A 19006-nucleotide genomic window follows, 5' to 3' on the forward strand; every position below is an offset into this window, starting at 1 on the left:
CCCGTCACGAGCGCACGGCGACGACGGACGACATGACGGCCAGGACCGCGACGACGCCCACAGCGATTCGGATCGACCAGGACCGCCGTACGGCTTCGGAATGTGCTGAAGGCCTTTCGCCGCGGGGGAGTCGGGCCAGGGGGGCGACCAGGGCGGCGCCGAACATCGCCGGTGCGGCCGTTTGCACCAGGACTTCTGTCAACGACCACGCGCCCTGTGCCACGGCCCTCTTGGCCCCCGCCCGCCAGACGCCGGGATCGGCACCCAGGGCCACGGCCCCCAGGTCGGCGTACAGTTCACGGTGGCGCAGGGTGTCGGCGCGGGCCAGGACGACCAGCAGGAACAGGAACACGGCGGTCGCGATGTCCCTGACCAGGTAAGGCCGGGCAGCGGGCCAGAAGACGGCGTCGACGCTAAGGCGTACAGGCGTCCTTCGCCGTTGCGGCCGTGCAGGATGCGGGTGTGGCCGTCGGTGTGTGTCCTGCCGGTCTTCCAGGTGGTGCCGTAGTCCGCGAAGGCCGTCCGGGCCCGTTCCGGCGTCATGCCGTCCCGGTTGTCGGTCACCACGATCTGGGGGATGGCCTTCCAGTCGAGCGGCGTAGTTCGACGTCGACGAGGGTGGCGTTCGCGTCCAGGGCGTTCCACACCAGCTCCGCGATGGCGGCGATCTGGGGGTTTCTTCTTTAACTGGAGGATTTTCCGCTCGCCGACCGCGAGTTGGAACTCTGTCGAAGCGCGGTCGGCGGTCCTGATCCCCTCCATGGTGGTGGGCACTGAAGAGGGCCACGGCGATTACTTCCGCGCCGACCGGACACCGGCGCGGACCTCGCCGGACAACGGACACGACGTCTGACCACCGAGACGAAGTCGGCCCCACGACGGCCGTCAGGGATCGCGGTGCCGAGGTCACCCATGAGATCGCATGGGGCGATGTGTGGTGGTAGAAGTACGTCGAGTGTCCGTAAGCGCGACGGAGAAACCAGGGAAATCGACCGTGTGTTCTTCGATTGATCGGGCATCCGGTGCGTCGGAGGTTGATAACTATGGTTCCCCTGCTTCTGGTTCTCCTGCTGGCTCTGATCCTCTTCGGTGCGGGTTTCGCGCTGAAGGCACTGTGGTGGATCGCCGTGATCGTGCTGGTGGTCTGGCTGCTGGGCTTCGTCGTGCGGACGGCGGATACCAGCGGTCGCAAGGGCCGCTGGTATCGCTGGTAACCATCAGGCGGCAACGCGCCACACTGCGGGCACCCGGATCCACCCGGGTGCCCGCAGACATGTCCGGCACCAGAAGATCCCATCCGGTAAGAATGGTGTACGCACCATTCTCATGGGACCAGGCCTGATAACTGGGGCCCGGTGAAACAGCGGAACCTACGCCTCCATCCATCGGATGCCAGCCCACCTCCTGTCTGCGCCGCATCCGGTCTCTACGGAGCAGTGCGGCCGGCGATGTTCCCGCCGGGGTCGTCGGCCAGCGCGATCAGAGCCGTGACGCGTTTGCCGACGGGTTCGCGGTGGACTTCATAGCCCTGGCTGACGGCGAGGGTGATCTCCAGGCCGTGCCGGCCAACTCGTTGCGGGTCGGTGGCGGCGACGTCCGGCAGGACCGGGTCGCTGTCCCACACCGACACCCGTACCGCACCGCCAACGATCTGCAGATTCAGCATCACTGGCCCAGGCGCGTACTTCACCGCATTGGTGACCAGTTCGCTGACCACCAGCTGCGTCATGCCCAGCGCACGCTCCGACACCGGCAGCCCGTGCACGGCCTGCACGTCGGTGAGGAAGCCGATGGCCAGGCGCCGCGCGGCACCAATACAGGAAGAATCGCCGTCATAGGCGGCCGACGCCGACAGCGGATCACTGTCCCCGATCTTCTGTCCCTCATCCCCCGCCGTCTGCCCCATACAACCCGCCCCGCCTCACATGACCGTCACAAGAACTTCACGCTGCGCTCCGGCAGGATTGCACGGCCGGCCGGACAGCGCCCTTCGCCTCCCGAAATCGCTGTCGAATCGCGTCCGCTGTCGTGTTGAGGGCCAGAGTGCCTGCTGGCTGCCCCGCTGTATCGCCGCACAAGCCTCTGGTCTGGCAGACCAGAAGTCGCTTACCTCTTTGCGGAGGCGGGCGGGCTGTCGGTCACGGCGGCGACTGCGTCGGAGGTTGTGGCATGGACAGGCAGGAGTGAGTCGACGCCGGTCATGCTGAGCATGCGCATCAGGCGGTCGGGGACGTTGGCGAGGCTGAGCGAGCCTTCCGCTGCCTGGGCCGCGTGCCAGATGCCGATGATCGCGCTGAGACCGGCGGAGTCGCAGAAGCCGACCTGTTCCAGGTCCAGGGCCAGGCGCGGGTGTCCTCGCCGGATGATCTCCAGGGCTCCGGAGCGCAGGGTGGGCGCGGTGTGCACGTCCACATCCCCGTCGACCGTGGCGATCGCGAGGCCGGGGTGGGGGTGCTGGACGGTCAGGTGAAGTGTGTGGGTCACGTCGGTCATCACTCCTGGCCGAAGTGTTCGGGTGCGGCGGTGGTGTGGGCGCTGCCGGCGACGCCGGTGCCGGGTGGGGTTTCGGCGTCGGGTACGGACAGGGCCAGCAGGGCCACGTCGTCGCCGGCTCCCTCGGGCAGCGAGGCCAGCAACGTGACGGCGTCTTCGACCAGGGCGGCGGCCGTCACGGGCCCGGTGCGCTGGTGGAGGAAGCCGGTCAGGCCGTCCTCGCCGAGCATGGCGCCCGGGATGGTGCGGGCTTCGGTCAGCCCGTCGGTGTAAAGGAACAGGCCCTCCCCGGGCGCCAGGGAGAAGGTGGCCTGGACGAAGTGTGCCTGGGGGAAGGCTCCGACGAGCATGCCGCCCTTGGGCCGGACCGCCTTGACCCATACCGCGCCGCTGTCGTCGGGGCGCAGGTGGTAGGCCGGCGGGTGGCCGCCGGTGGCCACTGTGACGCTGAAGCTGCCGTCCTCCTGTGGTGCCAGGAGGCCGAAGAGGGCGGTGCAAAAGCGGCTTCCGGCGGTGACGTCGGTAAGCAGGGCGGTATTGAGCGTGCTCAGGACGGTGACCGGGTCCGGGTCGATCTGGGCCGCGGCGCGCAGGGTGTGGCGGGCCAGGGCGGTGACGGTCGCCGCCTCGGGGCCCTTGCCGCACACGTCACCGAGGAAGAACGCCCACCGGCCGCCGCCGGCGGGGAAGACGTCGTAGAAGTCGCCGCCCACATCGTGGACGGAGGCGGTGTGATAGTGGCAGTCCAGCTCCAGGCCGGGCACCACGGGAAGCGCCGGGGGCAGCAGGGTGCGCTGGAGGGTGGAGGCGAACGCGGCGATGGCAGTCTTGTCCTTCTCCGCCTGTTCCCGCGCCGCCCGTTCCACCTCCCGCCGCTCCTGCTCGTGGCGCAGGGCCCGCAGCGCCGACAGCCGCAGCTCCATCTCGTCCAGCACGATCGCGGCAAGATCGGCCAGTGTGGCGGTGTCGTCCTCGGTAATCGAGCGCGGCTTGGTGTCCAGGACGTTGACCGTGCCCAGCCGGTGGCCGTCGGGGGTGATGATCGGTGCGGCAGCGTAGAAGCGCACACGCATCTCCCCGGTGACCAGAGGATTGTCCGCCGCCACGGGATCACGAAGGGTGTCAGGGATGACCAGCGCGTCATCGCGCAGAATCGCCGAGCCGCACAGTCCCGGATCGCGGCCGATCTCCTTGACACCCTCCAGCCCGTGTGCGGCCTTGAACCAGATGCGGTCGGTGTCCACGATCGTGACCGTCGCCACGGGGACATCAAAGAGGCGGGCGGCCATCGCCGCCACCCGGTCGAACGCCCCGTCGGGCGGAGTATCGAGGATGTCATAGCGGCGTACCGCCGCAATACGGGCCACCTCCACACCCGGGTCCGGGACCAGCTCAGGCCGCCGCCCGGGAGCCGGGTCGGTGACCGAGGCCTGCTGGGTCATCGGCTTCCCTCTCCGTCGATGGGCTGCCGCGAGCGGCACGAACCGACGCAGCCTAAATCGACTACACGTCCCAACGCCAATGCCGCAGTGAACACCAGATCTATTGCAGCACCGCTAACGTCCTCCCGGCGTTCCTCCTGTAGCCTCGCATGCTCGACTGGGCCACCGTTTCACAACGCTTTGACGGCCCGGATCCGCAGACAGGCTGCCCGGGGCATCGCGCCGGAGAGCCCAGCAAGGCTGTCTTCCACATCCCGCCGCCTGCGGGCAGCCAGCGCGCCGCCTCCTCATCCCGGCACGGCCAAAAGCACGGAGCACATGCTGCTTCCAATGCGCAGGAGTGCTCCCGCCAAGTGCGGGTATGCGCCTGTCGTCGGCGCGCGGTTGCCGGCACGGCACGGGCAGGACACATGGGAGGGCACATCATGACGGTGACGATGAAGGCGGATGCGCGAGTAGCCGAACTACCGGAGGTTGCCAACCCGTCGCAGGTGGCTCCCAAGGACGCCCGTGCACTGTCGCGGCTGTTCTTCGACCAGCTGGCGGTGCTTGAGGAAGGCACTGCCGAGTACCAGTACGCGCGCAACACGCTGATCGAGATGAACATGTCGCTCGTCCGCTATGCGGCCGCCCGCTTTCGCAGCCGCGGGCCGGAAGAGATGGAAGACATCGTCCAGGTCGGCATGATCGGCCTGATCAAGGCCATCGACCGGTTTGAGATCAGCCGCGAAGTGGAGTTCACCTCCTTTGCCGTCCCCTACATCGTCGGTGAGATCAAGCGGTTCTTCCGCGACACCTCCTGGGCCGTCCACGTCCCCCGCCGCCTGCAGGAAGCCCGCGTCCAGCTGGCCAAGGCCACCGAGGAACTGCGCAGCCGGCTGGGCCGCACCCCCACCGTCACCGAACTGGCGCAACTGATGTGCCTGAGCGAGGACGAGGTCAACGAAGCCATGCTGGCCTCCAACGGCTACAACTCCGCCTCCCTGGACGCCGCCATCAGCTCGAGCGAGGACGGTGAGACCGCACTCGCAGACTTCATTGGCACCGAGGACACGGCCCTTGAGCTGGTGGAAGACTTCCACGCCCTGGCTCCCCTGATCGCCGAGCTGGACGAACGGGACCGGCGCATCATCCACATGCGGTTCGTCGAAGAACGCACCCAAGCCGAGATCGGTCAACACCTGGGCGTGTCCCAAATGCACGTTTCCCGTCTGCTGAACCGCACACTGACCCGACTACGCGAAGGCATGCTCACCACCCACTGACCACGACCAGCACCCGCAGCGATCCGTTCCACACCTGACGAGCAGCCAGAGTGAGCCGTCGGCAACGCTCCACTCCGGGCTGCCCGAGCCGGGGCGCTTGACCATCCCCGGCATAGAAGATCCACCAACTTCGAAATCCGCAGGTCGTTGGGGCTGGCGTGAGTCGTTGATCAGGCACTCGTGCTGGGCGAGGGGGTTTGTCGGAGCTCAATATCGTCTGCCGTTTCAGCGATCACCGATCTGCGGATTCCCGGGCGTGTGCGCGGCGGGTGTCCGTACGATCCGGGCGGGTGGTGCGTTCAGGTGGCCCAGGATTGGGAGCCGGACCTTCGCGGATTGATCACGGCCCGTAGGGCCGAACTGGAAGTGCAGGCAGAGAAGTTGAGCCAGCAGCTGCAGGAGGTCGTGACGAGCTGGAGGAGCTCGCCGTCGCCGAGCGGGTGGCACGTCGGCTGGCCGAGCAGGTGCGCACCGAAGCTGAGCGGACGGCGACGGGGCCCGCCGGGCAGGTCGCGGGCCGTGCGGTGCTGGCGGTGCCGCCACGCGAGCGGGGCATGGACGACGCGGTCTTGCCCGCGGACTACCAGCGGATCATGGAAGTGGTGCGGCGGGCCGACGGTCCGGTCATGGTGAAGCAGGTCTGCGGTGAGCTGGGGATCGCCTCCGCGCCTGCCCGCTCGGAGGCGATGCGGGCGAAGCTGAACCGGCTGGCCGAGCGGGGCTGGCTGCGCAAGCTGGTCGACGGGAAGTTCACCACCACGCTGTGAGCGCGCTGGGGCGGCAACGTCATACGGCTCGGGCCGTAACATCCGTGTCCCTGGCGACAGTTGATGTCGTATGCGAAACAAGACCAGCTCCGCCAGGGACACTGAGACGGTTGTCTACCAGTCCAGCCTCACCCTGTCCACGGCCACCCTGACCTTCCTCGGCGACCTGCTGCGCGGCCACCTGAAGAAGATCCGCTCGCAGTGGCGCAAGCTCCCGCCCGGAAAGATCGCCGCGATCGTCCTCGCCGTCCTACGTCATGACCAGCGCCTCGCCGACATGGCGGGCGGCAACACCATCTCCGCCACCACGGTGCGTCGCTGGGTGCTGGAAGTGCTCGGCCTGCTCGCCGCGCGGGGCCCAGCGCCTGGACCGCGCGCTGAAGAAAGTCGGCCGAAACGGTGGCCACGTCGTGCTGATCGACGGCACCCTGATCCGCACCCGGCGCCGCACCGGGAAAGACAACCGCCGCACCTACAGCGGGAAACACAAGGCCCACGGCCTGCTCTTCCTCGCGCTCACCGACGACAGGGGCCGGCTGCTGTGGATCTCCGCGGCCCGCCCGGGACGCTCCTCGGAGATCACCACGGCCTTGCTACAACCAGCTCGTCGAGCGCCTGCGCGCCACCGAGCTGGGCGCCCTCGGTGACCTCGGCTTCGTCGGCCTGGACGACGACCCGGACAACCCGGTGGTCATCACCGGTTACAAGGCCGCCCGAACCAAGTCCCTCACGTCCGCGAAGAAGCAGGTCAACAAGCTGATCGCGTCCGTCCGTGCGGTCTGCGAGCACGCCTTCGCGCACCTGAAGAACTGGCGCATCCTGACCAAGCTGCGGATGTCGCCCCGTTACGCGACCACGCTGCTGCGGCCCCTGCTTGTGCTGACCAAGACCGAAGTCGCACGCTGACGGGCCCGGCAGACGATCTTGGGCTCGGACAACCGCCCTGACCAGTACGAGTACACGATCGCTCACTCACACCAGCCCCAACGTCCTGCGGATTGGAAGTTGGTGGATTTCAGTGACGAGACCGGCCGCCCGGCCCTGGCACTTCGACAAGGATGTCCTGGACGCCCAGGCCGCTGCCGACGGCTGGTACGCGTTGCTGACCAACCTGAGACCCGAACAGGCCAGCACCCAGGAGGTGTTCCTGCGCTACAAGGGGCAGGGGCTGGTCGAACGCCCGCTACCACGACTTCAAAGGCCCGCTCGCCGTCGCACCGTGTTCTTGCGGCACAACCGCCGCATCGCTGCCCTGATCACCGTGATCTGCCTGGCCCTGCTGGTGTTCTGCCTGATCGGACGCCAGGTCCGCCAAGCCCTGGGCTCCGAGCAGACCATGCGCGGTCTCTACCCCGACAACCGCGCCGTCCGCCCCACTGGCCGCATGATCTTCTGCCAGCTGTCCAGCCTGACTCTCCGCCCCGGCAGTGTGACCGACGCACCTGTGAGCCTCATCAACCGAGGAGTTCAAGCACACCTGCTTGAACTCCTCGGCGTCGACGAGACACGACCCCGCTGGCTGGGGACCTAACTCCTATGTGAGAAGTCTCCGGCTGGCAGGAGGCCCGGCAGAAGCGCCGGGCCGATCCGGGGTGTGGCCCGGGGTCCCGGAGCCAGCTATGCCGCGCTCGGCGGGGTTGACTGGAAGTGGCGCCGGCGCGCGCGGAGGAAGGGCACCGTGCTACTGAGCAGGACCAGGAGGAGGACAACCACGCCCGCGGGGGTGAGCTGGACCGTCACCTGCAGCGTGGTGGGCAGCACGGCCACCGCCACGCCCGCGACGGTCAACCGGTTACGCGTGCCGAAGAGCAGGGCGATCGCGAGGACCCCGGCCCACAGGACCCCGGCCCACAGCGGGCCGATGTCGTTGAGAACGACCAGCGTAAAGGGGTAGTACACCTCGACGAGCTGCACGCCCGACACCAGGACGGCCGCCAGGGCGGTGGTTCCCATGATCGTGCGGCGTTGTGACAGGGAGAGGCCGAGCAGATCCCTGGGTGCGGCGAGGACGACGGCGCCAGTGAGCAGCGGCACGGCCAGTCGGATCACTGCGATCGAGGGGGTGCCGTGGAAGCCGGAGGAGGCGAACGCGGCCAGCAGGACGTCGGCCAGGCACAGCACCATCGCCGGCACGACCAGTGCACGGGCCACGGTCCAGCGCCCGGTCCAGACAGCCGCGAGCGCCGCCAGCCAGAGCAGCGGCGTGAGGCCCGTGTTGGCCAGGCTCAGCACATTCGGAGGCGAGGACGTCGGCATGGTCCGGACGCCGGGGGCGAAGAGCCACAACAGGCCCGCCACGAAGCTACCCGTCGCCACGGCGACAGCCAGCGGGGCCGCCTGCGCCAGGACCTGACCCGCCATCCGGTCGGAGCCCAGGCCGGTGCGCCGCCGCAGGCCATGACCGGCGACATCGAGCGCCTCGCGCAGCCGGCCGAGCGGGCCGGCATCCTGCGTCGCCTCGGCATAGATCGCGGTCAACTCGGCTTCGTGCTCAGCGCGGTAGGCGGCCGGATGGAGGCGCAGCGCCCAGCGGAACGCGAGTGAGCTGTGCTGCTGCGTCATGCCAGGGCCCCCTTCGGGCGGATGGCGTGGGCGCGACGGGCGGCCAGTCGACGCTCGGCCTCGGCGACGACAACACGCAGCCGCTCCGTCTCGGCGGCCAGCACGTCTCGGCCGGCCTCGGCGAGGGCGTAGACCTTGCGCGCCCGACCGTCCACGACCTCCTCGCGCTCGACCCGGATCAGGCCCTGCTGGACCAGCCGGTCCAGCGCGCCGTAGAGAGTACCGGTGCGCATCCGCACACGGCCCTGGGAGATCGCGTCGATCTCCTGAATCAGTCCATAGCCGTGCCTGGGCTCGTCGGCCAGGGCAGTGAGCAGGAGCAGCGTCGGCTCCTGAAGCGGTCGCTCATTCATGCTGCCTATATATATCAGCGACCGGCATATGTTGTCGATCGATTAATCGTTCTGACCGCCCGGAAGCCCGATCCGCTGCCTGGGGCCTGGCCGCTGTGGCGGCGGCACGTCAGCGGGCTGATATCGCCCAATACCCGATTGCACCGATAGTCGCTGGCCGGCTGCACCTCAGCGCCGGATTCGTCGACTACGGCATACGGCGGCACTCCATCCGGGAGCGCGACCGCGCCGCCCACGCGAGGCAGTACTCGACGACCACGCAGAGCTCGTCACGGCGCTCGCGCTCCTACCACCAAGCGCACGGCGAACGGTAGCGAGGCCACCAGCCCGGCGGGCGAGAAAGTGCAGTCAACAGGTCATCCACACCAGGCCAGAAGGCCCTCACCCATTTCTAGATCGCACGTCAATGATCGCTGTCACCAACCTCCGTGGACAGAACACCTTTCCTCACCAAGCTGCGGATGTCGCCCCGTTACGCGACCACGCTGCTGCGGGCCCTGCTCGTGCTGACCAACACCGAAGTCGCACGCTGACGGGCTCGGCAGACGATCTTGGGCACGGCCAACCACCCCCGACCAGTACGGGCACACGATCGCTCACTCACACCAGCCCCAACGACCTGCGGATTCGAAGTTGATGGATCTTCATAGAACCGTGCCGGCAGCGTGAGACCCAAGCAGGGGCCACAAGGCGGACCTGGGCCGGCTCGACAGCCAGGTCAAGATCAGCGGCTACCGCGTGGAACTGGGCGAGATCGAGCAGGCGCTGCGCTGTCTGCCCGGCGTCCTCGATGCGGTCGTCGTGGTCCGCGACGACCGGGCCGGCACCGTACTGGAAGCGGTCTACAGCGGGGACGGCGGCGACCCGGCCGCGCTGTCGGCCGTCCTGCACGAGCGCCTGCCCGCCTACATGGTGCCGCGCACCCTGCTGCACCTACCCGAACTGCCGCTCAACCTGAACGGCAAGACCGACCGGGCCGCCGTGACCGCCGCCCTGGACACCGCCCGCCGCCCGGCACCGGGCAGCCCCGCCCCCGCCCCCGCGCCACGGACCACCGGGCCGCCGCGGCACCCGAAGCCTCCGCCACCCGCCGCGCACCCCTCCGGGAAGGAACCCCGTGACCGTGACCGCACCGACGACCACCCGCATCCCGCTGCCCGGCCGTGAGGAGTTCTGTACCGCCATGGCGCAGCTCGCCACCGGCGTCGCCGTCATCACCACCGCGGGTCCCGAGGGACCCGTCGGCTGCACCGTCAACGCGGTCCTGTCGCTGTCCACCGACCCGCCCTCCCTGCTGGTCTCCCTCGCCAGTGCCAGCCGTACCGTGGCGCACGCCCAGAGGCGGGGCTCGTTCGCGGTCAACATCCTCAGCTGGCAGCAACGGGACCTGATGGACCGGTTCGCCCGGCTGCCGGCGGCCGAACGCTTCGACGGTGTCGGCTACCGCGACCACGAGGGCTGCCCGGTGCTGGACGGGACGGTCGCCACGGTGGTGTGCCGGCTCGACCAGGCGCCCGCCGCGCTCGACCACACCCTGCTCATCGGCAGGGCCCCGTGGACCCGCCGCGACCCCGCCGCCCGCGCCCTGGTGCTCTACGAGCGCGACCAGCACGCCGTGGCCGGCTGATCGCGGCCCGCCCGGCGCCCTCCGCGCCCGCGACGGTGCCGGGGCCGACGCCGCTGGTCCGCCCGGCCGCCGGATCCCGCACTCCCCACCACCGCGTCCGCAGCCCGCACCGACCACCCCGCGCCCGTACCGAGCCGACAGGAATGAAGATGAGCGTTTTCGACACCATGGAATCCGACGTACGCAGCTACAGCCGGGCGTGGCCCACCGTGTTCACCACGGGGCGCGGCGCCGTGCTGCACGACGAGAGCGGCCGCTCCTGGATCGACTTCTTCGCGGGCGCCGGAGCCCTCAACTACGGTCACAACCCACCCGAGTTGAAGGCGGCCCTGCTGGAGTACCTGTCCGGCGACGGGGTCACCCACGGCCTCGACATGCACACCACCGCCAAGCGCGACTTCCTCGAACGGCTGCGGGACGTGATCCTCCTCCCGCGCGGCCTGGACTACCGCGTCCAGTTCCCCGGCCCGGGGGGCACCAACGCGGTGGAGGCCGCGCTCAAGCTCGCCCGCAAGGTCACCGGCCGGCACCAGGTGCTGTACTTCCAGCGCGGCTTCCACGGCATGACGCTCGGCGCGCTCGCCGTCACCGCCAACCCGATGAAACGGGCCGGCGCGGGGGTGCCGCTGCCGGACACCACGCCGTTGCCCTACGACGACCCGGCCGACGACGAGGAGCGGGCGGTGGCCCGGCTCACGCATCAGCTGGCCGCCGCGGCCCGGTCCGGCCCGCCCGCGGCCGTGGTGGTGGAGACCGTGCAGGGGGAGGGCGGCGTCAACCCCGCCCGCCCCGGCTGGCTGCGGGCGCTGGCCGCCTCGCCCGGGAGCACGGGGCGCTGCTGGTGGTGGACGACATCCAGATGGGCTGCGGGCGCACCGGACCGTTCTTCTCGTTCGAGGAGGCCGGAATCGCTCCCGACATCGTGTGCCTGTCGAAGTCGATCGGCGGGTACGGGACGCCCATGGCCCTCACACTGATGCGCCCCGAGTACGACATCTGGAAGCCGGGCGAGCACAACGGGACGTTCCGCGGGTACAACCCGGCGTTTGTGACCGCCACCCGCGTCCTGGAGCTCTACTGGACGGACGCCACGCTGGAGGCCAGGACGGCGGCGCTGGGCCAGCGGGTCCGCCGCGCGCTCACCGGGACCGCCCGGCGGTACGGGCTGCCCGATCCGCGCGGCCGCGGTCTGGCGTGGGGGCTGCCCTTCGAGCGTCCGGGTGCGGCACAGGCCGCGTGCGAGGCGGCCTACCGGCGCGGTCTGCTGGTGGAGACGGCCGGCGCCGACGACGAAGTGGCCAAGATCCTTCCTCCGCTGACCGTGGCGGAGGAGGAACTGGACCGGGGCCTCGGCATACTCGACGAGGCCGTGGCGTCGGTGCACCAGGCTCACCCCCTGGCGGCCTGACCGGGTCCGGGCGCTCCGTGCGCCCGGACCGCAAATAAACGGTCCCGGCCGCACAGGCCCCAGGGACGGACGAGCGGAGAACTGATGTCGGTCGACCTGGCCGGTTTCCTCGGCGTGGTGCTGGTGGCGTACGTGGTGCCCGGCCCGGACTTCCTCGTGGTGGTGCGCTCCGCCACCGAGCATCCGGCCAAGGGGCGGGCGGCGGCGTTGGGAGCCCAGACGGGGCTGTGCGTGCACATGCTGGCCGCAGCCGTCGGACTGTCGGTGGTCGCCACCCGCTCACCCATGGTCTACGAGGCGATCAAACTCGCGGGTGCGGCCTACCTGCTCTACCTCGGGGTCCGTGCGGTGCTCGCCGCCCGCCGGGCCGCCCGGGAGCGGAAGGCGGACGGCGGGGGAGGGGACGGCTCCGACCACTGGTCCCACGGTCCGGCCGGGACGCCGGCGGAGGAGAGCGGACACGCCCCGTCCCGCTGGCGGTCCGGCTTCACCCAGGGACTCCTGACGAACGTCCTCAACCCCAAGGCCGCGCTGTTCTTCCTCAGCATCCTGCCGCAGTTCGTCGACGGCGGCGGATCCATGACCCGGCAGATCTTCTTCCTCGGCATCCTGGACATCCTCATCGGCGTGGCCTATTGGTTCGCCCTGGTCGTCGTCGCCGCGCGGCTGCGCTCGCTGCTCGCCCGGCCCACGATCCGCCACCGCTGGGAACTGACCACCGGCTGGCTCTTCATCGTCATCGGCATCTCGGTCGCCGCCGTGGCCTGAGCCGGGACGGTCCCGTGAGCCAGGACGGTCCCGCCTCGTCGCCGGCGCGAGGGCCGCTGCCGAGAGCGGGGGCCGCCTGCCGGCCCGGGGGCCGCCCCCACGCCGGCGGGCGGTTCCCGCGCGTCAGCCCCCGGTCCGGAGTGGTCCTGTCCCGTCCGGCTTCCCCGACGTCGTCGCTTCGCTGTGCGAGGCCTGCGGTGTGCCGTCGTGCGTCATGCGGATGTTCGGCAGCCTTCCGCGCCAGGTCTCCCGCTCACCTGTGAGCGTGAATCCGTAGCGCTCGTAGAACCGGACCGCCTGTTCGTTGCAGGCGGTGACCCACAGGCGCATCGGTGAACCTCCCGCCCAGGTCAGGAACTCGCGCATCAACCGGCCTCCGACACCCTGCCCCTGGGCTTCGTCAAGCAGGTACATCGGCCCGGGGGGTGACCACGTCCTCCCGGCGACCGCAGAGGAAGCCCACGATCTCCGTCCCGGACCGGACGGCACGGCAGAACAGCAGGTCCGGTCGCTGCTCGGCCGCCTCGATGAACTCCCGCCGCCAATCGATGCCTTCTGGGGTGTCGGAGGCGCCTCGGTGCTCGCGGATCCACGTCTCGTCGATCCCCGCCGCCTCGTTCGGGTACGTCTGCAGCCAGACCCTCAACTGCAAAGGGCCCAACGAGGCGGCGTCCTCGGGACGGGGTGAGGCGATCACATGGGTCACGGCGGCCCTCCGACCGGTCACGAACACTGCGGGTGCCAATTAATCATCCGGCCTGGTGGTCAAGCGGCATGTTGGTACTCGTGAAGGGTCCCGCCGAGTCGATCGCGTCGTGGATCTCCAGGTGTTCGATCTGTCCTGGTTCGCTGATCGCTGCGGGAAGGTGGCGGAGCGGAGCGGCTTGCATCAGGGCGCGGTGGGGCCGGTGTCCGTTGTAGAAGGACTCGAACTCGCGGAGCGCGTGCAGGAGGTGGCTGTGGTTCCAGATCAAGGTGCTGTCCAGGAACTCGCGTCGGCAGGTCTGGATCCAGCGCTCTATGAGGGAGTTCATCCTGGGCATTCGGATTCCGGTGGTGATGACGTTCAGTCCGGCGTCGGCCAGGACGGCGTCGAAGGCCTGCGTGAACCTCGAGTCGCGATCGCGTATCAAGAACCTGGCCTTGCTGCCTGCGTCCTCAAGGTCCATGACGACGTTCCGCCCGAGCTGCACTATCCACTCGGCGGTGGGGTGTGCGGTGGCGCCGAGGATGCGGATACGCGAGGGTGGCGGCGTGCTCGACGAAGTGCTTGCAGTAGCCGCCGTCGACTCCGACCTTGCGGAGGCCGGGGTGGGCGGCGGCCACCTGGTCGAGCAGGCGGGTGCCGGCTGCCGAGTCCTGGACGCTGGCCGCGGTGACCAGCACCGCGAGGAGGAGGCCTGGCGTGTCCGTGACGAGAGCTCCGCTTTCGCGCAGGTCGTGTTCGGGCGGTCGGCCGAAGTCCAGGGCCCGGCCGCGGCGCTCGAAGCGCCAGGCCGCCAGGACCGGCTCGGTCAACTCGCGGGCGTCGGACAGATCACTCGGATACGGGCGTCGTGCGCTCATGACCTGGACGTACCGCTCGTACGGGCCCGCGCCCAGGCGTGCGCCCGTACCCGTGGAAGCACGAGCCCGGACGGGCGTCCTGGGATGAGACAGGCACAAGCCGCATCTCACCCCCGGCGTCACACCATCCGGCCCCTTTAGCTCAACGCCATCAGACGCCGCATCAGCACCGCACCCCGACAATCAGCAAACCTGGAGGAACCACGGCTTCACCGATGAAAACGACCTCTTAGTGAGCGTTTGGTTCTCGGTTGTCTGTTTCATTTGCCTTAGCTGTGCGCCAGTTGGTGGTGGCTTGGACACCCTGCGGCACGTCGGCCTGGACAAAGCAGCAGTGATCAAGGGCGGTGCCGAGAAACGTGTCAGCACAGGGGGTAGGGAGCGAGTCGCGTCATGGCGGGACGATACGGGGCGCGGACGACGTCACCTCGGATCTGCCCGCCGCGCACGGGCGCGCGAGACGTGACTGCTGAGGAACGCGCCGACAGGAGGTGCAACGACCTCCCGCATGAGCCGCGCGTCGCCCGGACCGGCTTGCAGATCATCTTCGGTGTCCTGCTCATCGCTGTCTTCCAGCCCGTCTCCACCGACCTGGGCCACCACCGACCGCGTTCCGGACGCGCGCACCACCGGGGCGCCGGCACTCCGGGACGGCTCGTCGGACTGATCGTGCTGCGGGTGGTCGTTCCTCTGTGGGAAAGGCGTCACTGCACCATCCACGAATAACTTCTGCCCTATGTGAGCCACCAAGCTGTACTACGTGGTCTGCTCCTGGTCAGCAGCGGTGACCAGGGGTCCTGCATGACGTGCGCGCCGCAGGGCCTGCGTCCCGTCGAAGCCGTGCCCTTGTCGTCATGGCCCCATGTTGCCGTCGATCGCATTATGCCCGTCGGTGAGCGCGTGCTGCCGGGCCGGCCGGGTCGGGGCGGCCGCGCACCACCGTCAGCGGGTGGCGGCCGGGCGCTGGCCGTCGCTCCTTCGCGATGGCGGTACCGAGGAACTGGTCCAGGTGCGGCGACAGGAATCCCGCTGGTTTCGGCGGCCGCCGGCTCGTTCTGCGCCGGCTCGCCGACCTGGCCACCCGCCTGGTCGAGCGACCTCTTTCCTTGCGCCTGACACAGCGAGAGGGTGGAGGGCACGAGGGGGGCAACAACCCCCGCAGGCTGTAACGGGGCACCGTCTTCGGAGGGCGGACCCGTGAACCGCCCATTGGCCAAGGGAAATGATCTCGCTCTCCGTGCTACGGGAGATACGCCGGCTGGCCGAGCAGACCCCGGCGCACCGGGACCGGCATGTCGACCTCCTCCGTGCCGTCGCGATCGTCACCGTGGTGGTCGGCCACTGGCTGGTCGTGCACGTGACCTACGACGGCACGCTGAGCGGCGACTCCGTCCTGGCCCTCGTGCCGTGGACGCGTCCGTTCACCTGGCTGTTCCAGGTCATGCCGGTCTTCTTCCTGGTCGGTGGTTTCTCCAACGCCGCCTCCCTGACCTCCCATCGCGAGCGGGGCGGCAGCGTCACCGCCTGGGTGCTGCGCCGTACCGGCCGTCTCGTCCGCCCCACCACGGCGCTGCTGGCCGTACTGGCCGTTGGCGGTCTCCTGGCCAGGGCGCTCGGCGCCGATCCCGGCCTGACCGGCACCGCCGTCTGGCTGGCAGCCATCCCGCTGTGGTTCCTTACGGCCTACCTGACCGTGATCGTGCTCACCCCACCGATGCTCGCTCTGCACCGCCGTTACGGGCTGGCCGTACCCATCGCGCTGACCGTCCTGGTCGGCCTCGGTGACGCGGCACGACTAGGGCTGCGGATGCCTTACCTGGGAGAGGCCAACTACCTGCTCGCCTGGTTGGCCGTGCACCAGTTCGGCTTCGCCTGGCAGGACGGAAGGCTCGCCGGCCGGCGCGGCGTCGCCCTGCCTCTGACTCTGGGCGGCCTCGTCGCCCTGGTGCTGTTGACGGTGGCCGGCCCCTATCCGGTCAGCATGGTCGGGATGACCGGGCAGAAGATCCAGAACACCTCACCTCCCACCCTGGCCCTGCTGGCGCTGGCCGTCACCCAGACCGGGCTGGCCTTGCTGCTGCACGACCCGGCCCGCCGGTGGCTGCAACGCACGGTCCCGTGGACGGTCGTAGTGGCGGTCAACTCGGTGATCATGACCTTGTTCCTGTGGCACCTGACCGCCGCCGTCCTGGGCGCAGTGGTGTTGTACCCGACCGGGCTGCTGCCGCAGCCGACGCCGGGATCATCGGCCTGGCTGGCGCTGCGCATACCCTGGCTGATGGTGCTGGCCCTGATCCTCACGGTGTTCGTCGCCGTGTTCGGACCCATCGAGCGACGCAGAGGCCCTCGCCCCGGGCCGGTCGACACGACCGGCGTCCTGCCGGCCCTGCTCACCTTTACCGGCGTGGCAGGCGTGCTGGCCGGGCTCCTCGGCATCGCCCTTGCCGAACCGGGCGGTCAGGGTCCCGCCGGCCTGCCCGTCACGGCCCTGGCCGCCTACTTCGCCGGTGCCGCCGTGTTGTCGTTCGCCCGCCGACATCCCAGCTGAGCGGCGCCGTTCCTGCGGACGGTGGCCCATCCAGCCCAGGCGTCTGGCGTGCCAGCTGCGCCCACTTCCCTCACCGGCTGCCGCCTGCGACGCAAGGCGCCGGGGCCGCTGCGACGTCCCGCTGTGCCATCCCGACCTACAGGGGTGCTCGCCGGGCGTGAAGGTACGGGAGAATGAAGGCATCCTGGCGCGTGCTGAAGGCGGTGGGAGCGATGACGCTGCCCCTGGTCGTGGGCGTCGACGGATCAGAGACCGCCCTCTGGGCGACCGACTGGGCCGTGGACGAAGCGGCCCTGCACACCCTGCCGCTGCGCATCGTGCACGCCTCCCTCTGGGAACGCTACGAGGGACCCATCTCCTTGGAGTCTGAGGAGGTTCCCTCCGAGCGCGCGCTCGCGCAGCACATCATCGGCCGCGCTGCGGAACGGGCGCGGCAGCGCAACCCGGATGTGAAGATCACGGTCGACATCGTTCCGGACGCCGCCGCGACGGCACTGCTGCGGGAGGCGCGCCACGCCACCGCCGTCGTGACCGGGTGCCGGGGCAGGGGACTGATCAAGGGGGCACTGCTGGGCTCGGTCAGCCGTTCCCTGGCGACGCATGCCGCCAGCCCGGTTGTCGTCGTCCGCGGCACGCCGCACAACCGGCAACGGGCAAACGGTCGCATCGTGGTCGGCGTGGGTGATGCCACAACGAGCACAGAGGCGATCCGCTTCTCATTTCGCGAGGCCCAAGCACGGCGCTGCACTCTGCAAGCCGTGCGCGCCTGGCGTCGCTCCGCCCGCAAACCGTCGCAGCATCCGCTGTTCGCCGGGGGTGCCGCCCACCAGCAGGAGGATCAGGCAACGGCCCTGCTCGACGACGTCCTGCGCGCTGCGGAGAACGAACATTCCGACGTACTGGTGCATCGCATCACCGCCGAAGGCCCTGCCCACCACGTACTGCTCACTTACTCGGCCACGGCCGATCTCCTTGTCGTCGGGGCCCCTCGACACCAGGGTCCTCTCGCACTGCCCCTCGGCCGTGTAGCGCTCGCCGCGCTCCAGCACGCCGACTGCCCGGTCGCGGTAGTACCAACCGTCAGGCCACCTGAAGCAGTGCCGACCACGGCGAACAGCGCACATGCCGCTGACCACTGAGCGGCGGTCGGCTGCCACGTCCCCTTCGAGGACCTCGAGGAAGGGTGTACCGCTGATCGCGCAGGTACTTCAGCGCCGTGCGCCTTCGGCCGGCTTCAGCCGACTCTGCACGTCCTGCGGGGCGTACGCCCCAAGACCGTGAGCGGCGCCGGCCTCGGTCAGCTCGGGACAGGGTCGGCGGGAAGCATTCGCCCGACGATTCGTCTGCGGACGCCGAGCACGGCTGTTCAAGCACGGCGAGGTGGGGACGTCCAGGAGGTGGGACATGCCCCGAGCGGCGCGCGGTGAGGCAGCGTAGGAATGCGTGAGTCCCGGAGTCTGTGACTCCGGGACTCTCTCAGTCTCCGCTCAGAAGGCTTCGGCCCGCCCTCGGCGGCCCCATCCCGGCACACGAGGACCGGCAGCGCCGGATCGAGCCGGCCTTCGCCGACCAGCGCCGCCGGCGGTACACCGGCCGCCGTCACCGCACCGCGCCGCACGCCGCGCTGTGGCTGCCGGCCCGGATCGGGCGCCAGGACGTCGCCGACGCACCGCCCGCAAGCCATCACCGCGGCTTGGCCGTCAGCAGAGGCACCCGACGTCGCGGACTTCGATCACGTCACCGCGGACGATGTACTCAACCCAGCACGACGGGCCGAATGCTGCGGCCAGTGCTCCTGGTTTGGGGAACGGGGCCGAGGCCACGGCGTCGAGGAGCACGACGATCTCCCTTTGGGCGTCGCCAGGGACGTCCATCAGCACGTCGGCAGCCTGCCGGATCAGTTCGACTCGCATTGCCGCTGAGCCTCCCGCGAAGAGGGTCCCCCTGGCGCCCGCGGGCATGCACCCGGACCACGACAGAATCCCCGCATGTCTAGATCATCAGGCCCTCCAAGAGCCCCGCGCGTACCACGGTGACGGGGCACTGGGCGTGGTGGAGAACGGCCTGGCTCACCGAACCCAGCAGCAGTCCGGCGAAGCCTCCACGCCCGCGCGCACCGACCACGATGAGCTGGGCGCTGCCGCTGGCCTCGATCAGCGCGGGCCGGGTGCGCCCGCGCACCACGCGCGAGCGTACGGTCACGTCCG

General features: G+C 69.7%; 23 protein-coding genes and 2 pseudogenes. 13 read left to right on the plus strand and 12 right to left on the minus strand.

Annotation, left to right across the window (positions count from 1 at the left end):
- Positions 1-4: 4 nt before the first annotated feature.
- Positions 5-352 carry a hypothetical protein gene (locus ACFPZJ_RS27050; RefSeq protein WP_381026601.1) on the minus strand — a complete coding sequence of 116 codons (348 nt, stop codon included), beginning with the start codon at positions 350-352 and terminating at the stop codon, positions 5-7.
- A 691-nt stretch (positions 353-1043) separates the two neighbouring features.
- On the opposite strand from ACFPZJ_RS27050, the gene ACFPZJ_RS27055 reads away from it, so the two are divergent.
- Positions 1044-1214, plus strand: coding sequence for a hydrophobic protein (locus ACFPZJ_RS27055; RefSeq protein ID WP_361950522.1), 171 nt, complete (start codon positions 1044-1046; stop codon positions 1212-1214).
- 212 nt (positions 1215-1426) lie between these two features.
- Here ACFPZJ_RS27055 and ACFPZJ_RS27060 read toward each other — a convergent pair whose 3' ends face one another.
- From ACFPZJ_RS27060 to ACFPZJ_RS27070, 3 genes are all read right to left on the minus strand, one after another.
- Positions 1427-1906 (minus strand): ATP-binding protein, encoded by a 480-nt coding sequence (locus ACFPZJ_RS27060; RefSeq protein WP_381026603.1) that lies wholly within the window; start codon positions 1904-1906, stop codon positions 1427-1429.
- A gap of 200 nt (positions 1907-2106) precedes the next feature.
- Positions 2107-2484: an STAS domain-containing protein gene (locus ACFPZJ_RS27065; protein ID WP_381026605.1), complete on the minus strand. Its 378-nt coding sequence runs from the start codon at positions 2482-2484 to the stop codon at positions 2107-2109.
- Between the two features lie 8 nt (positions 2485-2492).
- The gene (locus ACFPZJ_RS27070) at positions 2493-3935 is read right to left on the minus strand and encodes a PP2C family protein-serine/threonine phosphatase (protein WP_381026607.1); all 1443 of its coding nucleotides are present in this window, start codon (positions 3933-3935) and stop codon (positions 2493-2495) included.
- Positions 3936-4360: 425 nt separating this feature from the next.
- On the opposite strand from ACFPZJ_RS27070, the gene ACFPZJ_RS27075 reads away from it, so the two are divergent.
- The 5 genes from ACFPZJ_RS27075 (at position 4361) to ACFPZJ_RS27095 (ending at position 7498) form a co-directional block, all read left to right on the plus strand.
- Positions 4361-5200: an RNA polymerase sigma factor SigF gene (locus tag ACFPZJ_RS27075; protein WP_381026610.1), complete on the plus strand. Its 840-nt coding sequence runs from the start codon at positions 4361-4363 to the stop codon at positions 5198-5200.
- Between the two features lie 464 nt (positions 5201-5664).
- Positions 5665-5967: a hypothetical protein gene (locus ACFPZJ_RS27080; protein WP_381026611.1), complete on the plus strand. Its 303-nt coding sequence runs from the start codon at positions 5665-5667 to the stop codon at positions 5965-5967.
- A gap of 257 nt (positions 5968-6224) precedes the next feature.
- Positions 6225-6614, plus strand: coding sequence for a transposase family protein (locus tag ACFPZJ_RS27085; protein WP_381026614.1), 390 nt, complete (start codon positions 6225-6227; stop codon positions 6612-6614).
- 40 nt (positions 6615-6654) lie between these two features.
- Positions 6655-6873: a transposase family protein gene (locus ACFPZJ_RS27090; RefSeq protein ID WP_381026615.1), complete on the plus strand. Its 219-nt coding sequence runs from the start codon at positions 6655-6657 to the stop codon at positions 6871-6873.
- Positions 6874-6985: 112 nt separating this feature from the next.
- Positions 6986-7498 carry a hypothetical protein gene (locus ACFPZJ_RS27095; protein ID WP_381026617.1) on the plus strand — a complete coding sequence of 171 codons (513 nt, stop codon included), beginning with the start codon at positions 6986-6988 and terminating at the stop codon, positions 7496-7498.
- 86 nt (positions 7499-7584) lie between these two features.
- On the opposite strand, the gene ACFPZJ_RS27100 is transcribed toward ACFPZJ_RS27095, so the two are convergent.
- Positions 7585-8529 carry a hypothetical protein gene (locus tag ACFPZJ_RS27100; protein ID WP_381026619.1) on the minus strand — a complete coding sequence of 315 codons (945 nt, stop codon included), beginning with the start codon at positions 8527-8529 and terminating at the stop codon, positions 7585-7587.
- A complete protein-coding gene (locus tag ACFPZJ_RS27105; RefSeq protein WP_381026622.1) occupies positions 8526-8882 on the minus strand; it encodes a PadR family transcriptional regulator in 357 nt (118 codons plus the stop codon). Before ACFPZJ_RS27105 ends, ACFPZJ_RS27100 begins: the two co-directional genes overlap by 4 nt.
- 738 nt (positions 8883-9620) lie before the next feature.
- Here ACFPZJ_RS27105 and ACFPZJ_RS27110 point away from each other — a divergent pair.
- The 4 genes and pseudogenes from ACFPZJ_RS27110 to ACFPZJ_RS27125 all read left to right on the plus strand — a co-directional run bounded on the left by ACFPZJ_RS27110 (position 9621) and on the right by ACFPZJ_RS27125 (position 12685).
- Positions 9621-10049 (plus strand): AMP-binding enzyme, encoded by a 429-nt coding sequence (locus ACFPZJ_RS27110; protein WP_381026625.1) that lies wholly within the window; start codon positions 9621-9623, stop codon positions 10047-10049.
- Positions 10006-10509: a flavin reductase family protein gene (locus ACFPZJ_RS27115; RefSeq protein ID WP_381026626.1), complete on the plus strand. Its 504-nt coding sequence runs from the start codon at positions 10006-10008 to the stop codon at positions 10507-10509. The genes ACFPZJ_RS27110 and ACFPZJ_RS27115 overlap by 44 nt, the downstream gene beginning before the upstream one ends.
- A gap of 167 nt (positions 10510-10676) precedes the next feature.
- A pseudogene (locus ACFPZJ_RS27120) lies at positions 10677-11917 on the plus strand (diaminobutyrate--2-oxoglutarate transaminase).
- A gap of 84 nt (positions 11918-12001) precedes the next feature.
- Complete coding sequence (locus tag ACFPZJ_RS27125) at positions 12002-12685, plus strand: LysE family translocator (protein ID WP_381026628.1); 684 nt, start codon at positions 12002-12004, stop codon at positions 12683-12685.
- Positions 12686-12808: 123 nt separating this feature from the next.
- On the opposite strand, the gene ACFPZJ_RS27130 is transcribed toward ACFPZJ_RS27125, so the two are convergent.
- The 4 genes and pseudogenes from ACFPZJ_RS27130 to ACFPZJ_RS27145 form a co-directional block, all read right to left on the minus strand.
- Entirely contained in the window at positions 12809-13051 is a 243-nt protein-coding gene (locus ACFPZJ_RS27130) for a GNAT family N-acetyltransferase (protein WP_381026632.1), read from the minus strand.
- A gap of 34 nt (positions 13052-13085) precedes the next feature.
- Entirely contained in the window at positions 13086-13391 is a 306-nt protein-coding gene (locus tag ACFPZJ_RS27135; protein ID WP_381026634.1) for a hypothetical protein, read from the minus strand.
- A 59-nt stretch (positions 13392-13450) separates the two neighbouring features.
- A pseudogene (locus tag ACFPZJ_RS27140) lies at positions 13451-13926 on the minus strand (integrase core domain-containing protein); the annotation flags it as partial.
- Positions 13844-14251: a transposase gene (locus tag ACFPZJ_RS27145; protein ID WP_465269683.1), complete on the minus strand. Its 408-nt coding sequence runs from the start codon at positions 14249-14251 to the stop codon at positions 13844-13846. The pseudogene ACFPZJ_RS27140 and the gene ACFPZJ_RS27145, both read right to left, overlap by 83 nt.
- Before the next feature lie 462 nt (positions 14252-14713).
- Between ACFPZJ_RS27145 and ACFPZJ_RS27150 the strand changes: the two genes are divergently transcribed.
- The 3 genes from ACFPZJ_RS27150 (at position 14714) to ACFPZJ_RS27160 (ending at position 17938) form a co-directional block, all read left to right on the plus strand.
- Entirely contained in the window at positions 14714-14977 is a 264-nt protein-coding gene (locus ACFPZJ_RS27150) for a DUF6328 family protein (protein WP_381026637.1), read from the plus strand.
- Between the two features lie 496 nt (positions 14978-15473).
- Complete coding sequence (locus ACFPZJ_RS27155; RefSeq protein ID WP_381026640.1) at positions 15474-16799, plus strand: acyltransferase family protein; 1326 nt, start codon at positions 15474-15476, stop codon at positions 16797-16799.
- 173 nt (positions 16800-16972) lie between these two features.
- Positions 16973-17938, plus strand: coding sequence for a universal stress protein (locus ACFPZJ_RS27160; protein WP_381026642.1), 966 nt, complete (start codon positions 16973-16975; stop codon positions 17936-17938).
- Between the two features lie 561 nt (positions 17939-18499).
- Here the strand turns inward: ACFPZJ_RS27160 and ACFPZJ_RS27165 are convergent.
- On the minus strand, positions 18500-18712 hold the full coding sequence (locus ACFPZJ_RS27165; protein WP_381026645.1) for a hypothetical protein: 213 nt from the start codon (positions 18710-18712) through the stop codon (positions 18500-18502).
- A gap of 79 nt (positions 18713-18791) precedes the next feature.
- Positions 18792-19006, minus strand: a 215-nt coding sequence (locus ACFPZJ_RS27170; RefSeq protein WP_381026647.1) for a universal stress protein, incomplete at its 5' end; no start/stop codon positions are given.

It is taken from the genome of Streptomyces bullii (assembly GCF_042657145.1).
Classification (GTDB): domain Bacteria; phylum Actinomycetota; class Actinomycetes; order Streptomycetales; family Streptomycetaceae; genus Streptomyces; species Streptomyces bullii.

What these genes read in the sequence shown, in the direction of transcription:
- ACFPZJ_RS27130 (WP_381026632.1), bottom strand. Translation starts at nt 13,051, where the DNA reads ATGCGCGAGTTCCTGACCTGGGCGGGAGGTTCACCGATGCGCCTGTGG.
- ACFPZJ_RS27060 (WP_381026603.1), bottom strand. Translation starts at nt 1,906, where the DNA reads ATGGGGCAGACGGCGGGGGATGAGGGACAGAAGATCGGGGACAGTGAT.
- ACFPZJ_RS27085 (WP_381026614.1), top strand. Translation starts at nt 6,225, where the DNA reads ATGACCAGCGCCTCGCCGACATGGCGGGCGGCAACACCATCTCCGCCA.
- ACFPZJ_RS27145 (WP_465269683.1), bottom strand. Translation starts at nt 14,251, where the DNA reads ATGAGCGCACGACGCCCGTATCCGAGTGATCTGTCCGACGCCCGCGAG.
- ACFPZJ_RS27155 (WP_381026640.1), top strand. Translation starts at nt 15,474, where the DNA reads ATGATCTCGCTCTCCGTGCTACGGGAGATACGCCGGCTGGCCGAGCAG.
- ACFPZJ_RS27165 (WP_381026645.1), bottom strand. Translation starts at nt 18,712, where the DNA reads ATGCGAGTCGAACTGATCCGGCAGGCTGCCGACGTGCTGATGGACGTC.
- ACFPZJ_RS27070 (WP_381026607.1), bottom strand. Translation starts at nt 3,935, where the DNA reads ATGACCCAGCAGGCCTCGGTCACCGACCCGGCTCCCGGGCGGCGGCCT.
- ACFPZJ_RS27055 (WP_361950522.1), top strand. Translation starts at nt 1,044, where the DNA reads ATGGTTCCCCTGCTTCTGGTTCTCCTGCTGGCTCTGATCCTCTTCGGT.
- ACFPZJ_RS27125 (WP_381026628.1), top strand. Translation starts at nt 12,002, where the DNA reads ATGTCGGTCGACCTGGCCGGTTTCCTCGGCGTGGTGCTGGTGGCGTAC.
- ACFPZJ_RS27100 (WP_381026619.1), bottom strand. Translation starts at nt 8,529, where the DNA reads ATGACGCAGCAGCACAGCTCACTCGCGTTCCGCTGGGCGCTGCGCCTC.
- ACFPZJ_RS27160 (WP_381026642.1), top strand. Translation starts at nt 16,973, where the DNA reads ATGAAGGCATCCTGGCGCGTGCTGAAGGCGGTGGGAGCGATGACGCTG.
- ACFPZJ_RS27075 (WP_381026610.1), top strand. Translation starts at nt 4,361, where the DNA reads ATGACGGTGACGATGAAGGCGGATGCGCGAGTAGCCGAACTACCGGAG.
- ACFPZJ_RS27105 (WP_381026622.1), bottom strand. Translation starts at nt 8,882, where the DNA reads ATGAATGAGCGACCGCTTCAGGAGCCGACGCTGCTCCTGCTCACTGCC.